General features: G+C 67.0%; 11 protein-coding genes and 1 tRNA gene. 8 read left to right on the top strand and 4 right to left on the bottom strand.

Annotation, left to right across the window (positions count from 1 at the left end; all coding sequences use genetic code 11):
• Positions 1 to 70: 70 nt before the first annotated feature.
• Positions 71 to 934 (top strand): LysR substrate-binding domain-containing protein, encoded by an 864-nt coding sequence (locus GV832_RS02775; protein WP_168773296.1) that lies wholly within the window; start codon positions 71 to 73, stop codon positions 932 to 934.
• 15 nt (positions 935 to 949) lie between these two features.
• Here GV832_RS02775 and GV832_RS02780 read toward each other — a convergent pair whose 3' ends face one another.
• Together GV832_RS02780 and GV832_RS02785 are read right to left on the bottom strand one after the other, a co-directional pair.
• Positions 950 to 2230, bottom strand: a complete 1281-nt coding sequence (locus GV832_RS02780; RefSeq protein WP_168773297.1) for an MFS transporter — start codon at positions 2228 to 2230, stop codon at positions 950 to 952.
• 82 nt (positions 2231 to 2312) lie between these two features.
• Positions 2313 to 4361: a M10 family metallopeptidase C-terminal domain-containing protein gene (locus tag GV832_RS02785; RefSeq protein ID WP_168773298.1), complete on the bottom strand. Its 2049-nt coding sequence runs from the start codon at positions 4359 to 4361 to the stop codon at positions 2313 to 2315.
• Between the two features lie 293 nt (positions 4362 to 4654).
• Here GV832_RS02785 and GV832_RS02790 point away from each other — a divergent pair, with 293 nt between their 5' ends.
• Positions 4655 to 5776, top strand: a complete 1122-nt coding sequence (locus GV832_RS02790; RefSeq protein ID WP_168773299.1) for a hypothetical protein — start codon at positions 4655 to 4657, stop codon at positions 5774 to 5776.
• Positions 5769 to 7019 carry a leucine-rich repeat domain-containing protein gene (locus GV832_RS02795; protein ID WP_168773300.1) on the top strand — a complete coding sequence of 417 codons (1251 nt, stop codon included), beginning with the start codon at positions 5769 to 5771 and terminating at the stop codon, positions 7017 to 7019. Before GV832_RS02790 ends, GV832_RS02795 begins: the two co-directional genes overlap by 8 nt.
• Before the next feature lie 54 nt (positions 7020 to 7073).
• Here GV832_RS02795 and GV832_RS02800 read toward each other — a convergent pair whose 3' ends face one another.
• Both GV832_RS02800 and GV832_RS02805 read right to left on the bottom strand, forming a co-directional pair.
• Positions 7074 to 9497 carry a calcium-binding protein gene (locus GV832_RS02800; protein WP_168773301.1) on the bottom strand — a complete coding sequence of 808 codons (2424 nt, stop codon included), beginning with the start codon at positions 9495 to 9497 and terminating at the stop codon, positions 7074 to 7076.
• 530 nt (positions 9498 to 10027) lie between these two features.
• Positions 10028 to 10112: transfer RNA gene (locus GV832_RS02805), tRNA-Leu, on the bottom strand.
• A gap of 144 nt (positions 10113 to 10256) precedes the next feature.
• Here GV832_RS02805 and GV832_RS02810 point away from each other — a divergent pair.
• From GV832_RS02810 to GV832_RS02830, 5 genes are all read left to right on the top strand, one after another.
• Positions 10257 to 11240 (top strand): complex I NDUFA9 subunit family protein, encoded by a 984-nt coding sequence (locus GV832_RS02810; protein ID WP_168773302.1) that lies wholly within the window; start codon positions 10257 to 10259, stop codon positions 11238 to 11240.
• Between the two features lie 71 nt (positions 11241 to 11311).
• Positions 11312 to 12109 (top strand): undecaprenyl-diphosphate phosphatase, encoded by a 798-nt coding sequence (locus GV832_RS02815; protein ID WP_168773303.1) that lies wholly within the window; start codon positions 11312 to 11314, stop codon positions 12107 to 12109.
• A gap of 155 nt (positions 12110 to 12264) precedes the next feature.
• Positions 12265 to 13701 (top strand): NAD(P)-dependent oxidoreductase, encoded by a 1437-nt coding sequence (locus GV832_RS02820; protein WP_168773304.1) that lies wholly within the window; start codon positions 12265 to 12267, stop codon positions 13699 to 13701.
• Between the two features lie 29 nt (positions 13702 to 13730).
• Positions 13731 to 14441, top strand: a complete 711-nt coding sequence (locus tag GV832_RS02825) for a hypothetical protein (RefSeq protein ID WP_227754194.1) — start codon at positions 13731 to 13733, stop codon at positions 14439 to 14441.
• Complete coding sequence (locus GV832_RS02830) at positions 14438 to 15142, top strand: hypothetical protein (RefSeq protein ID WP_168773306.1); 705 nt, start codon at positions 14438 to 14440, stop codon at positions 15140 to 15142. Before GV832_RS02825 ends, GV832_RS02830 begins: the two co-directional genes overlap by 4 nt.
• Position 15143 lies beyond the last annotated feature (1 nt).

Here is a 15143-nt window from a genome sequence, read left to right on the forward strand (position 1 = left end):
GCGTCAGTCTATCTGGCCAAGCGCCCAAAAATGAGCGAGTTCTGTTCCATATCCTTGGAGAAAAACTCACATGATCGCCCCGCGCCGCTTCCTGCCCTCGATTTCCTCCCTCCTGGCGCTGGAGGCGGTGGAGCGGCTGGGCAGCGCCACCGCCGCCGCCGAGGACCTGTCGCTGACCCATTCCGCCGTCAGCCGTCAGCTGAAGGCGCTGGAGGATCAGATCGGCGTCACGCTCTTTCACCGCGCGGGCAAGGGGCTGGCGCTGACGCCTGCGGGGGCCGATTATGCGGCCTCGATCCGGGACTATTTGCAGGACCTCGCCCGGGCCAGCCTGAAGATCCGCGCGGCGGGGGCGCGGCAAAGCCTGAATCTGGCCGTCCTGCCCGCCTTCGGGTCGCATTGGCTCCTCCCCCGGCTGAAAGATTTCGCCGCCGCCCATCCCGAGATCACGGTGAACCTCTCGACCCGGTTGCAGCCCTTCGACCTGTTGCGAGAGCCCTTCGATGCCGCCATCCACTTCGGCGGGCGCGACTGGCAGGGCGTGGATTACCAGGAGCTGACGCGGGAGGAGATGATCCCCGCCGCCTCCCAAGGCGCGCCCCTGGCCCCCGAGGCACTGCTGACCCTGCCGCTTCTGCACCTGGAAAGCCGCCCCGGGGCCTGGGAGGACTGGTTCGCCCGCCATGGGGTCCAGGCCAGCCACCTGCGGGGGATGCTCTTCGACCAGTTCAGCCATATGGCCGAGGCGGCGGCCCTGGGCCTGGGCGTCGCGCTTCTGCCGCGCTTTCTGGCCGAGGCCGAGTTCGCCCGGGGGCGGCTTCAGCCCCTGGCCGATCATTACACCCCGGTCGAGGGCGCCTATTGGCTGGTCTGGCCGCAACTGCGCCCCGTCAGTCCGCCGCTCTCGCGGCTGATGGGGTTTCTGGCGGGGTGACGCCCGCGACCTGCCTCAGGGCCAGCGCGGGTGCAGGCGGTCGATCACGAAGTCATGGACATGGGGCGCGGCATGTTCGGCCAGGTGGGGATGGTCCGGCGCGAGGTCGGGATGGGCATGGGGCAGGGCATCGGGGTCATGGCCCGGCCACAGCGCCAGGCCAAGCCCCCAGGCCGCAGCCCCCAGCGCCGCCAGCGCCAGCGCGGCCTGCGGCAGTCCCCAGGCGCTGCCGAGCCATCCCGCCAGCGGGTAGGTCACCAGCCAAGCGGCATGGCTCAGCGCGAATTGCGCGGCAAAGACGGCGCCCCGGTCCTCTTCGCGGGCCGAGCGGGAGACGATGCGCCCGATGGGCACCTGGGCCGCCGCGAACCCCGCCCCCACCAGCGCCCAAAGAACCGCAAGCCCGGCAAAGCCTGTGACCCAGGGCAGGCAGGCCACCCCCACCAGCATCATCAGCGCCCCGGTCAGCATAGGCCCCCGGTCCGCGCGGTCCTGCAAGAGCCGGGGCAAGAGCAGCGCCGCCGCCATCGAGCCCGCGCCAAAGGCCGCGAAGGCCAGGGCCACGAAGCCCTGGGACAGGCCAAGCCGCGCCTGCACCAGGACGACGGTGTTGACATAGACCATGGCGCCCGCCGCGGCCACCGCGCCCTCAAGCGCCAGAAGCCCGCGCAGACGCGGGGTCGCGGCATAGATCGCCAGGCCCTTTGTCAGGCTGCGGGCAAAGCTCTCCTCGACCCTTTGGCGCGGAGGAAGGCTGACCGAGGCCACCAGCGCGGCCGAGGCCAGGAACCCCAGGACCGTGCCCGCGAAAAGCACCGGGAAAGAGACCAGCGTCAGAAGCGCGGCGGCCAGGAGCGGAGAGGCGATCTGCTCCAGGTCCTCGGCCACCCGCATCAGCGACAGGCCGCGCAGATAGGCCTTGGGGTCGGGCAGGAGATCGGGAAGCGTCGATTGGAAGGCGGGGGTAAAGCCCGCCGAGGCCGCTTGCAGCACGAAGATCAGCGCGTAGATCTGGGTCTCGGTGGTGACGAAGGGCAGGCAGGCGATGACCGCCGCCCGGATCAGGTCCAGCGTCACCAGGAAGCCCCGGCGCGGCAGGCGGTCGGCCAGGGCCGAGGCCAGGGGCGCGAGGCCGACATAGGCCAGCATCTTGATGGCAAGCGCCGTGCCGAGGACCGTGCCCGCGCGGTCTCCGGCCAGGTCCCAGGCCAAGAGCCCCAGCGCGACCGTGGCCAGGCCCGTGCCGGTCAGCGCCACGACCTGGGCCGCGAAAAGATGGCGGAAGGCGCGGGTCAAGGGCGGGGGCTCTGGCTCATGCGGGCAGGTTAGCCCCGGCGCTCCCGCCCGGCAAGCGCGGAGGCCAGGGAGGGAAGGGGCCCTACAGGAAATCGCCGGCCAAGAGCACCGTGGCCCGCGACAAGACGAAGGTCAGGTCGCCGAGCCCATCGCCATTGGCGTCGAATTCGACCGTGATGCCGCTGCGCGAGACGGAATGGCGCAGCTCTCCGGCCGTGCCGCTGAAGGCCGCGCCGCCGATCATCTGCACGGCCATGCCCAGGTCGATGTGGTCGGTGCCCGAGACGAAGTCCTTGATCGTGTCGCGGCTGGTCTCCAGCACCATGACGAAGACATCCGCCCCAAGCCCGCCGGTCAGCTGATCGACCCCGGCCCCGCCCGTCAGCCTGTCATCGCCCGTTCCGCCGTCCAGCGCGTCATTGCCCGCGCCGGAGGCCAGCACGTCGTCGCCTGCCTCGCCCTTCAGACCGTCATTGCCGTCGCCGCTGTCGAGCTGGTCGGCACCATCGCCGCCCAGGAGGCTGTCGTTGCCCAGGTCTCCGGTCAGCGTGTCGTCCCCGGCCTGACCGTAAAGCGTGTCATTGCCCGCCTCGCCCCAAAGGGCATCCGAGGCCTCGCCGCCGTCGGTCAGGTCATTGCCCTCGCCGCCGTAAAGCGCATCCGCATCCGACCCCCCGTAAAGCTTGTCCGACCCCGCCCCGCCCATCAGCGTCTCGGCCCCGGCCTCGCCATAGATCGCGTCGTTGCCCTCGCCGCCCTCCAGCACATCGACCCCGCCGCCGCCGTAAAGGCTGTCATTGCCCGCCTCGCCCAGAAGCGTGTCGACATCGGCCCCGCCGTAAAGCTTGTCCGATCCGTCGCCGCCCGAGAGCTGCTCGCCGCCGCCCTCGGCATAGATGGCGTCATTGCCCTCGCCGCCTTCCAGCACGTCGATCCCCTCGCCGCCGTAAAGCGTGTCCGCCCCGGCCCCGCCCAAAAGCGTGTCGATATCGGCGCCGCCATAGAGCTTGTCGTTGCCCTCCTCGCCGTTCAGCCAATCGGCCCCATCGCCCCCGGTCATCACGTCGTTCGAAAGCCCGCCCAAGAGCGCATCCCCGCCCGCATCGCCGAAAAGCTGGTCGGCCCCGTCGCCGCCCTCGATCGTATCGGCGCCATTGCCGCCATAGATCAGGTTCGCCGCCGCATTGCCGCGAAGGGCGTCACTGCCCTGGCCCGCCTTCAGGTTCTCGATCACCGTGGCGGCCTCGATCACCAGGTTGCCGCGCAGGCCATAGATGTTCGAACTGGTGCCCCCGGTCAGGTTGATCACCTGGGCGGCCAGATCGGTGGAAAAGTCGAAAAGGTCGGTGCCACCCCGGTCGACCACGGTAAAGGCCACGGGTTCCGCCAGTGTCCCCCCCGCCATCAGCGCCCCGATGGCCTGGTGGACCAGCCCGGCATTGGACCCGACGCCATAGGTCGTGGCCCCGAAGCCCGCCTTGCTGTTGGCGCCGTAAAGCGTCTCCATCGCGCGGATATCGGCCAGCTGTGGCGAGAGCACCCAGGCGAAGGAGGCGCCCGTCGTCGTGTTCTCGGTCTGGCTGAAATAGGACATGATCGACATTTGCCAGCTGTCGGCGGCAAAGAGCGCGTTGTTCGGATAGCCCGCGCTGCCGTTGTAATTGCCCGCATGGCCCAGGCCCAGCGCATGGCCGATCTCGTGGATATAGGTTTGCAGCGAATAGCCGGCCGGATCGGTGCCATAGTTGGCGATCCAGTCGGTCGAGACATTGACATGGCTGGAGGTGATCACCCGCGCGGCCTTGTTCGACCAGGAATAGGCGCCCTGGTCATTGTCGTCGAAGGTGATCTGCGCCGCGCCCGCGGTCACGGCCTGGAAGCGGATTCCGGTCACCTGGGTCCATGTGTCCAGCGCCTGAAGCGCCAGGGTCCGGCCCTCGGCCGTCAGGGCATTGAGGTCCACGGTCAGCGTGCCGCCCGGCTTGACGTTGAACTTGGCCGAGACCCCGCCCTGCGCCGTCCAGAAGCCCGAGGCAAGCTGGTTGGCGATCTGGGTCACGGCCGTCGTCGAGAGGGCCGCCGCGAAGGTGGGAGCCGCCGGGGCTCCGGTGCCGGAATAGGAATTGGGCATGATGCGATCCCCTTGAGGGCCGCCCGAGGGGGGCCGTCGGTTGACTGCAACTTCTGCCGCGGATGGGCTGACCAAAACCGGCCGCCACGGTGGGCATAGGGTCCGATTGCGGCAAAAAAGCGGCAAATGCGGTGAATGCGAGAGTCTTGGGGCGCCTCTTCTCCAGCCCCCCGCTTCTTCCGGCCCGGAAGGGGCCCGCGAAATTGGGGCCCGCGAAATTGTCGAACGAAGGTGCTATCTTGTCGTTGCCGCTCTTGGCATCCTTGCAGGCAGCCGCAGGAAGAGACCAAGCGATGCCCGAGACGACGCCAGACCCCGCCGCAGTCGCCTATTGGAGCAAGCCCTATGGGCTGACGAAAAAGCGCGGCACGCGGGCCGATCCGATCCGGGACTGCCTGCTTGACCGGCAAGCTCTGCGGGACTTCATCATGGGGCCGCTTTTCCGCGACGAGACGGCCTATGCGATTGCCGGAAGGATCAACGCATGGGTCCGGGAGGCCATGAAGGCCGCCTTGCCAGAAGGGCGCTACGAGGCCTGGTGCGCGGCACATATGGGTGGAGAGCTGCTTTCGCCGATCAGCCATACCTCGATTGCGAACCTGCTGAAGATGCCCGATGGCAAAGAGATGAAGTGGGACGCGAGGGTGGTCTATGCGATCTACCGGGCCACGACGGTCGACCTCAGCGCCGCGCGCCTGTTCACCCCAAGGTTCGGAACCGACCAGAGGGTGCATCACGTGCGGTTCGAAGCCCACAGTCCGCCGGTCAACGATCCGACCTCCTCCCATGTCCATGCGCTCAGCCCCGCTTTCTTCGCGATCCAGAGGCGGGCGGTGCAGATGATCTTTCCCGAGCGGCCAAGGGGCAGCACGTCCGGGGACACGGAGGGCCCCAGGTCGTGGTCCGTGCGCCTCGCCTTGCCCGAGGCGCGCTTTTCCGTCCTGGCGCCGATGGAGCAAAGCTTCGGCCAAGGCGACTTCGTGACGGAGCCCGAAACGCGCTGGGCGCGGTCGATGGAGTTTCAGCAGGATGTCCCGCGCCCTTGCGAATTGCGGGCCTGGGCGATCGTCCCGGTTCCCGATGACCGGGCCTCCGGCCCCCAGACCCTGAATGGCACGGTCCTGTCACACGAGGGCGAGCCCGCTTCGCCCTGGTTCCACGTCAAGGTCCACACGCCGGAAGTGTTTCTGGCCTTCCGCCTCTCGGCCGATATCGACCACATCGACCTGTCCCATATCGCGGTGCCCGATACCACCCAGCACGTGATGCGCGACCTCTTGCGCCGCGCCTTCATCGCCGAGGACCTGCGGCCCGCCATCCCCCTCCCCGATGGCCATATCTCGCTGGCGACCAGCGTGCTGCGGCTTTCGGGCCCGGCCGAAGAGGCAAGCGAACCGGAGAAGGGCAATGCGTGAAAACACCTGGCGGATATCCGAGAGCCTGGCTCAGAAGCTGGATGCGGCCGACCGCGTCAAGGACGAAAAGGATATCCCCTCGGCACTGCGCGCGCTTGGCATCGACGTCTCGCGGCTTTTCGAACATGTGACGCTGAGCGATATCGACATCCGGGGCTGGAGCACCGAGGGCATGTCCTTTCACCGGTCGCGGCTCATCCGCGTCAGGATGCGTCGCGACCAGGTCGAGGCCATCGGGAAAGACCAGCTCCGGGTCTTCGAGCCCATCGTCGAAGAGGGGCCCGCCGCCGACCTGGCCGAAGCGCTGCGCCGCATCGACGAGGCCTTTCGACGGCAACTGCCCAAGCTTGACCTCTCGGGGCTGGACTTGCCGACGTTGCCGGAGGCAATCGCAAGATTGCAGCCGCTGCGTCAGCTGAGCCTGGCGAATTGCCCGATCCAGGATATCGCGCCCTTGTCGAACCTGGGGCAGCTGACCGACCTGAACCTGTCCGGCACGAAGGTTCACAACCTGTCCCCGCTTGCTGGCATGAAAGACCTGGATCGGCTTGACCTGTCGCATTCCAAAGTCTGGGGCCTGGCCCCGCTTTCCGGGCTGCAGCGATTGACGGACCTCAGTCTGGCAGGCACCGGCGCCTTCGACCTGACGCCGCTGGAAGGGCATGAATACCTGAGACGACTGGATCTGTCGTCGACCATGGTGGTCGACCTGTCGCGCCTGAAAAAGAACAAGACGCTGGAGGAGCTGGACCTTTCGGACACGCGCGTCAGGGACCTGGCGCCCCTGGCCTCGATGGCGCCGTTGGTCCGCCTTGACCTGTCACGCACCGAGGTCAGCGACCTCCTGCCCCTGGCGCGGCTGGGCGACCTGAAGGACCTGCGCCTGTCCGGAACGAAGGTCGTCGACATATGGCCGCTGGTCAAATTGCTTGGCCTTGACCGGCTGGACCTGTCGCATGCGCCTGTATCGAATATTTCCCCCCTCTCCAAGATCAGGAACCTGACGGAGCTGGATCTCTCGCATGCGAAGATCAAGGATATCTCTGCCCTTGGGCATTTGACACGCATGGTCCGACTGAACCTGGCGCAGACGGATGTCTCTGATTTGTCTCCGCTGGCCGCGCTGAACCATTTGGCGCTTCTCGATATCTCGGGCACCCGCGTGGTCGATATCCGCCCCGTCGCACAAATCAAGCGCCTAATTCTCAAGACCGAAGACACGCCCTTCCACGACGGGCGCTGAGACCGTGGCGAAAGCAGGCGGCCCGGGGTTTGCGTCCCGGGCCGCCGCAGGGGTTCAGACCAGCAGCAGGTGGCCCGACAGGCCGGCGAGATCGGTATAGCCCGCCAGCGTCAGCATGTCGGCGCCCGGCAGGTCGATGACCACCCCCGCGGCCGAGGCATGGGCATAGGTCGACACGAAAGCCGCCGCGTCCATCGGGCCGAAGCCGTGGATCTCCAGCCGGTCGAGGGTCGAGAAGTCGGTGATCTGGTCGGCTCCATCGCCCTTCACATAGACGAAGGTATCGGCCCCCGCCCCGCCGGTCAGAACGTCGGCGCCGCGCCCGGCCGCGATGCGGTCCGCGCCACCGCCCCCCGAGAGATTGTCGGCCCCCGACCCGCCGATCAGCCGGTCAACGCCCTCGCCCCCCTCCAGGGTGTCGTTGCCAAGGCCGCCGAACAGCACGTCCGGCCCGCCGTTGCCGGTCAGGCGGTCCGCATCGGCGCCACCATGGATCAGGTCGCGCCCGGCCGAGCCGGTCAGGATGTCCTGACCGATGTCGCCCTTCAGCGTGCCAGCCGACATGAGGGTCACGGTCTCTCCCTGCACATCCGTCACCGTGAAGGCCTGGGTCTGCACCAGCCGCCCGCCCTTGCCGTCGGTCACCTCGATCACGGCCGTGAGGCTGTTCTGCCCGGCCTCGAAGTCCAGCAGCACGCCAGGGGCCAGCGACACCTGGATGCCAGACAGAACCAGCCGCGCATCCGAGCCCGAGAGCAGCGCGAAAGTCAGCCCGTCGCCATCCGCATCGCTGGCCGAAAGCGTGGCGATGGAAGACCCGGGCGCGGTGTTCTCGGCGACGGTCGAGGCCGAGGCGGTCAGGCCCGCGGGCGCCTGGTTGGGCTTGGGCGGGATCAGCTCGGAGGCCGAGCGGGTGCCATCCGTGAACCGGAAGTATTCGACATTCTCCACGATGGTCAGGTGCCCGGTCGCCTTGTCGGTCAGCCCGAAGGACGACCCGCCGTATTGCACGACATCGAAGCCATCCCGCGACCGGGAGAGGATCGCCGTGTCGGTGTCTCCCCAGCCGTTGATGTAATCGGCGCCGCCTCCGCCCGTGATCGTGTCGCGACCGCCGCCGCCGTGGATCGTGTCGTCCCCCGCCCCGCCGACCAGCGAGTCATTGCCCGCCTCGCCGTCGATCAGGCTGCCGGTATTGCCGCCGATGATCGTGTCATCGCCGGTCCAGCCCTTGAGCGTGTCCTTGCCGCCACCGCCCTGGACCAGGTCGTTGCCATCGTCGCCATAGAGCTCGTCGGCGCCCGACCCGCCGATGATCGTGTCATTGCCCCCGCCGCCGTGGACCCAGTTGTCCCCGGTGCCGGTCTCGATCCGGTTGGCCAGGTCGCTCCCCTGGAGGGCGTCGCCCCAGCCCGTGCCGATCACCGCCTCGATGTTCGAGATGCTGTCGGCATCGCCATAGGCGTTCTTGGCGTAGCCAAGGCCCAGGTGGACATCCGCTCCCCCCGTCGCGTTGGGGAGGATGAGGGTGTCGAAACCCTCGCCCCCATCCAGCGTGTCGGTGCCCTGCTGGCCACCCAGGAGGTCATTGCCCGCTTCCCCGGACAGGAAGTCGTTGCCCTCGCCGCCCACGAGCTGGTCCGCCTCGGTCCCGCCATGGATCCGGTCGTTGCCCGCGTCGCCCCAGATCGTATCGGCCCCGCCCATGCCATACATGACGTCGTTGCCGTCAAAGCCCCGGACGCTGTCGACCGCCGAGGTGCCGGACCAGACATCGTTGCCAGCGCCCGGGCCGGTGGTGCCGCCCGAGATCAGCGAGAAGTCGCCCTTGCCGTTGCCCGCCAGGGTCGTGGTGCTGAAATTCGCGTTGCTGTAGGCGACGTCCAGCCGCGAGACATAGGCGGCGGCATAGCTCCCCCCGGCGCCGAAGTCGCGGGCGATATCCGAAAGGGGGTGAAGCTTCACCACGCCGGTGTAGTTGTCCCAGACCTGCTGGATGCCGTTGATGACCCCCGCATAGACGAAGGAATGCGCAATCGCCTTGCCGGAGGAGCTGATCGACGCCTCGGAAGTATTGCCCGCAGCGTAAAGCCGGATCGAGTCGCCCGCCACCAGCGTCGAGGCCAGGGCCGTCGTGCTGGTATAGGTCCCGACCAGCCCCCAGCCATCGCCCGCCGCATTGGGCGCGCTGGCATGGGGCACCACGAAGGCCGCGTTCAGGACCGCATCCGGATCGTTGCCCGCGGTCATGTTCCGGCTGTCGAAGAAGGGCACGCCCGCGCCGTTGGTCATCAGCCAGACCAGCGCCGTGCACATGTCCCAGCCGACCGCCTTGCCTTCGTTGGCGGCATAGAGTTTCAGGATTTCACTCGTCGAGAAGCCGGCGACCGCCGCCGACATGTCGAACGTATAGGAGGCCGCCGCGCTGGCGAGGCTCGAGACGCCTGCATTCGCGGTTTGATCGATCGTCGCAACCATTGTCGCTGTCTCCTGATTGAGGCGGCTGGGTCTCAGGCGCCGTTGCCGAAGTCCGAGAGCTTGCGTCCTGGTCTTGAGAGCAGTCTTGCCGACCCTCTTCCCGCAGGCCGACCCAAGTCTCGGTGCGCAGAATCTAGGGGACCCCCTTTCGACAGGATATTCGGGCAGTTCCGACAAGACCGGGGTGAAGGGGGTGGCGGTCGACAATGGGAGGCAGAGTTCCGACAACTGCCGGAACGGGCGGTCAAGCCCAGCCGTCTCGGGCGGCGTCCCATGGGGCAGAGCCTTGGCCGGAGAGCGCTCTCCGCGACTCGGGCGGGGGCAGGTGGAGGCGCCCTGTCACGCGGCCAAGCGGGGACTGTGACCGGCTTTCATGGCCATGAAGGACCCAGGCCAAACCAGAGGTCCGCTTTGCGCCCCCAGGGGCGGGCGCGTTCTGCTGCGCGAGAAAGCCAAGGCGGGCCTTTGGCGGGGGCGCCAAAGACAAAGCCGCGCAACCAGTTGGGATTGCGCGGCTTTTGGCCTGTAAATGGTGCCCAGAAGAGGACTCGAACCTCCACGCCTTGCAGCGCTGGTACCTGAAACCAGTGCGTCTACCAATTCCGCCATCTGGGCACGCTTTCAGTGCGGCGGGGTTTAGCCGGGGATTCGGGGGGTGTCAACAGGGCTCGGGTGAAAAAAACGCGAAAGGCTTTGGCCTTGCTGGCAGCCGGGCCCCGCTGTATTCAAGGCGCGTCTGGACAGTCAAACGAGGGCGCCATGAGCAAATTGGTCACGATCTTCGGCGGGTCGGGTTTCGTCGGGCGCTATATCGCCCGCGCCATGGCCGCAGAGGGATGGCGCGTCCGCGTCGCCTGCCGCCGCCCGAACGAGGCGCTTTTCGTCAAGTCCTATGGCGCCGTGGGCCAGGTCGAGCCCGTCCTGTGCAACATCCGCAACGAAGCCTCGGTCGCCGCTGCGCTTTCGGGCGCCCAGGCCGTGGTGAACTGCGTCGGCACCTTTGACACGATGGGCGCCAACAATCAGACCGCCCTGCATGTCGAGGGCGCGGGCCGCATCGCCCGCCTGGCCTCGGCCGCGGGGGTGCACAGCCTTGTCCACGTCTCGGCCATCGGCGCCGATGCCGAGGGCGGGTCCAACTATGCCCGCTCCAAGGGCGAGGGCGAGGCTGCGGTGCTTGCGGGCTTCCCCAATGCGCTGATCCTGCGTCCCTCGGTGGTCTTCGGCCAGGAGGACGGCTTCTTCAACCGCTTCGGCGCCCAGTCGCGCCTGGGGCCGATCCTGCCCCTGGTCGGCGCCGAAACCCGCTTCCAGCCGGTCTATGTCGAGGATGTGGCCCAGGCCGCGCTGAACGGCATCACGCGCGGCGCCACTGGCGTTTACGAGCTTGGCGGGCCCGAGGCCAAGAGCCTGCGCGCCCTGATCAAGGATGTCCTGACCGAGGTCAAGCGTCGCCGCCTGGTCATCAACCTGCCCTTCTTCGTGGGCTCGGCCATCGGCGGGGTGCTCAGCGGGGTCCAGGCCCTGACGTTGGGGCTGTTCAAGAACACGCTCATCACCCCCGACCAGGTGCGCCAGCTGCGCAGTGACAATGTCGTGACCCCGGGCGCCAAGGGCCTGGCGGAGCTCGGCGTCACGCCCAAGGCCTATGAGACGGTCTTCGGCGACTACATGTGGCGCTATCGCCCGGCTGGCCAGTTCACCGCCATCCGCGATTCGGCCAAGAACCTGAAGAAGGTCTGACCGCAGGCCCTGTCCCGCGCTCTGGGGCAGGGGGCCGGCCGACGGAACCAGAAAAGCCGCCGGGGTGCGCGATGACCGAAATCATGATTGCCGCCCTTCTGGGCCTGATCGAGGGGCTGACCGAGTTCATCCCGGTCTCCTCCACGGGCCATCTTCTGCTGGTCGGGCATTTCCTGGGCTTCTCGGCCTCCAAGACCTTCGAGGTCTTCATCCAGCTTGGTCCGGTGCTTGCCATCGCCTGGGTCTACCGCGAAAAGCTGATCCATGTCTTCGGCACGGCCCATCGCGAAGAGACCTCGCGGCGCTTCATCGTGTCGGTGGTGCTGGCTTTCCTGCCCGCGATGCTGATCGGGGCCTTGGCGCATGACTTCATCAAGTCCGTCCTGTTCGAGACCCCGCGCCTGATCGCCACGATGCTGGTGCTGGGCGGCATCGTGCTGTTGTTCATCGACCGCATCGCCCCCGAAGAGACCGTCTCCGATGCCGGGCGCGTGCCCTTCCGCAAGGCGTTGGCCATCGGTTTCATCCAGTGCCTGGCCATGGTGCCCGGGGTCTCGCGCTCTGGGGCGACGATCGTCGGTGCGCGGATGCTGGGCCTGTCCAAGCGCGCCTCGGCCGAGTTCTCGTTCTTTCTGTCGCTGCCCACCATGCTGGGCGCGGTGAGCTATGACCTGGTGAAAACCCGCCATGAGCTGGATTTTTCAGCGCTTGCCGTGCTGGCAGTGGGGTTTTTCGTGGCGATGGTCGCGGGCGGGCTCGTGGTGAAATGGCTGCTCGGCTATGTCTCGACCAAGGGATACGCGCTGTTCGGCTGGTGGCGAATCATCCTCGGTCTTGCGGCCTTTGCCCTGCTTTCGATGGGCGCCTAGGGGGATAGGTCAGTATAAGCGCCCTATTTTCCGCAGAAAAATAGAGCGCTTGGCAGAAATCGCACAAGAAACCTGAATATAGGTCAGCATTGCTGACTTTTCATCCCGCCGCCAGCCCTGTATCACCCCAAAGCCGCTATACCGGAGGTGCTGTCATGGCCGTGCAACGCATGCTGAAATTCGTGACCTTGGGGAAAGAGACCCCCGAGAAGCGCCCCGCCACCCTGCGGGCGGAGGATTTCCACGAAATCTACCGCCAGTTCGCCGAGCAGAAGGCGGCCGAGCAGGCCTCGCGCTGCTCGCAATGCGGCGTGCCCTATTGCCAGGCGCATTGCCCCCTCCAGAACAACATCCCCGACTGGCTGCGCCTGACCGCTGAGGGCCGCCTGCAAGAGGCCTATGAGCTGTCCCAGGCCACCAACACCTTCCCCGAGATCTGCGGCCGCATCTGCCCGCAGGACCGGCTCTGCGAGGGCAACTGCGTCATTGAACAGTCCGGCCATGGCACCGTCACCATTGGCGCGGTCGAGAAATACCTGACCGACCTGGCTTGGGAAAACGGCTGGGTCGCGCCGATCAAGCCGGGCGCCGAGCGCACGGAATCGGTCGGCATCATCGGCGCGGGTCCCGGGGGCCTTGCGGCTGCCGACGTGCTGCGCCGCCAGGGCGTCCAGGTCACGATCTATGACCGCTACGACCGCGCGGGCGGGCTCCTGACCTATGGCATCCCCGGCTTCAAGCTGGAAAAGCCCGTCGTCATGCAGCGCATCGCGCAGCTGGAGGCCGCGGGCGTCCAGTTCGTCCTGAACTGCAATGTCGGCGTCGACCTCTCCTTCGACGCGATCCGGGGCCGCCATGATGCGGTCCTGATCGCCACCGGCGTCTACAAGGCCCGCGACATCCAGGCCCCTGGCGTGGGTCTTCCCGGCATCGTCAAGGCGCTGGATTACCTGACCGTGTCGAACAAGAAGAGCTTCGGCGACGAGGTCGAGGCCTTTGAGAACGGCACGCTGAACGCCGAGGGCAAGCGCGTCGTCGTCATCGGCGGCGGCGACACGGCGATGGACTGCGTCCGCACCGCGATCCGCCAGGGCGCGACCTCGGTCAAATGCCTCTATCGCCGCGACAAGGCCAATATGCCGGGCAGCCAGCGCGAGGTGCAGAATGCCGAGGAAGAGGGCGTCGATTTCGTCTGGCTCTCGGCCCCCAAGGGCTTCACGGGGTCGGACTCGGTCGAGGGCGTGATCGTCCAGCGGATGCGCCTTGGCGCGCCGGATGCGACGGGCCGCCAGATGCCCGAGGTGATCGAGGATGCCGATTACACCGAGCCCGCCGACCTGGTCGTCCAGGCCCTGGGTTTCGAGCCCGAGGAACTGCCCAAGCTCTGGGGCGTGCCGGAACTGGGCGTGACCCGCTGGGGCACGATCAAGGCCGATTTCCGCACCCATGCGACCAACCTGCCCGGCGTCTATGCGGCGGGCGATATCGTGCGCGGCGCCTCCCTGGTGGTTTGGGCGATCCGCGATGGGCGTGAAGCGGCCGAGACCATCCTCTCCTATCTGGCGCAATCGGCCTCGGTTGCGGCAGAGTGATCCTGTCCTGAACGAAGGCACCCGGCGCAATGGCACGGCTTTGGCATCTTTGGGCTTTTCTGCTGTTGGCATGTCCGGCAGCGGCAGATGACCTCTCGAAGCGGCCCGAGGCGTGTCAGCCGGTGCTGACGGTGCAGACCCATGGCTGCATGGTGCGCACCGTCCTGCGGTGCACCGGGATGTCGCCGGTCGAATGGCGCTCGGAATCCTTCGACGACAAGGGGTTGCGCTACGCCTCCACCTTCGACGCCGACTTCGTTCAGATCCGGATCGCCTATCCGCAGCGTGGCCAATACTTCTTCAACGACATGTCCCGGTCCTTCAGCACCCCTCCGGCCGAGATCATCCGGACCGGACGTGGCGTGGAAATGGTCTATGGCCAGTTCCGCCAGGGCGCACAGGCCTGGGTGACGACGGGCGACCACAGGGTCCTGCGCGTGGACCCGCCCCTGACGATCAGCGGAACCGACCTGACCCGCCTGCGCTTCTTCGGCACCGATACCTATTCGGCGCCCCTGGTGGCCGAGTCGGTCGACTTCATGAACTATGTCGATCCGGTCACCGGGGCCCTGTTTGGCGGCGAAAGCCTCTTGCCCGACGAGACCGGCAAAATGAGCCTTTGGGGCCAACCGGTCGAGCTCTCCCGCCCCGGCGAGCCCGGCTTTGACGCCCAGATTCCGAAATTCGACTGCGCGACCCTGTCTTTCAACGAAACCGACGAAAAGGCCGACAAGTCATGATGAAACGCGCCCTGCTTCCGATGGTCTTCCTCGCGGCCCCCGTCCTTGCGGGCAGCTTCACCCCGCCCGAGGGCTGCAAGGCCCATCTGACCGTGCAGATGCGCGGCTGCCTCGTGTCGCATTTCTACACCTGCGAGGCCGATGCGCCCGGCGACCAATGGCGCGCGGATTACGGCGCCAATGGGCCCTTCTACCTGTCCCGGATCAATGCCCAGACCGAATGGGTCGAAAGCTATGAGATCGATCCGCCGATGAAGGAAACCCTGGACGACAGCCCCAAGGACCGCGCCAATTTCGACGAGCTTCTGACCACCGGCCTCGACAGCTTTGACTTCGGCCTGACCAAGGCCGATGGCACCAAGACCCGCGTCACGGGCTTTGACAAGCTGACCGGGCGCGAGGTCGTCATCGACGGCGTGACGCTGAAGGAATCGGAATACGAATACACCCAGCAGGCCGAGGACGGCACCGTGCTGCGCCACTCGCGCGGGCATGAATATGTCTCGCCGGACTGGCGGACCTTCCTGTCGGGCAAGTCCGAATGGGAGATGGAGGACGGCTCCTGGGTGGGCTCCGACAACTCCCCCGTGAAATTCATCGAGCCCGGCGAGCCCGGGTTCGGCAACACAATCCCGCTTTTCGAATGCGACGACCAGATGTCGCAGCTTGAAGCCCTGCCCCAAAGCCAAAAAGGGTTCTGAC

It is taken from the genome of Stagnihabitans tardus, from assembly GCF_009925085.1.
Lineage (GTDB): Bacteria > Pseudomonadota > Alphaproteobacteria > Rhodobacterales > Rhodobacteraceae > Stagnihabitans > Stagnihabitans tardus.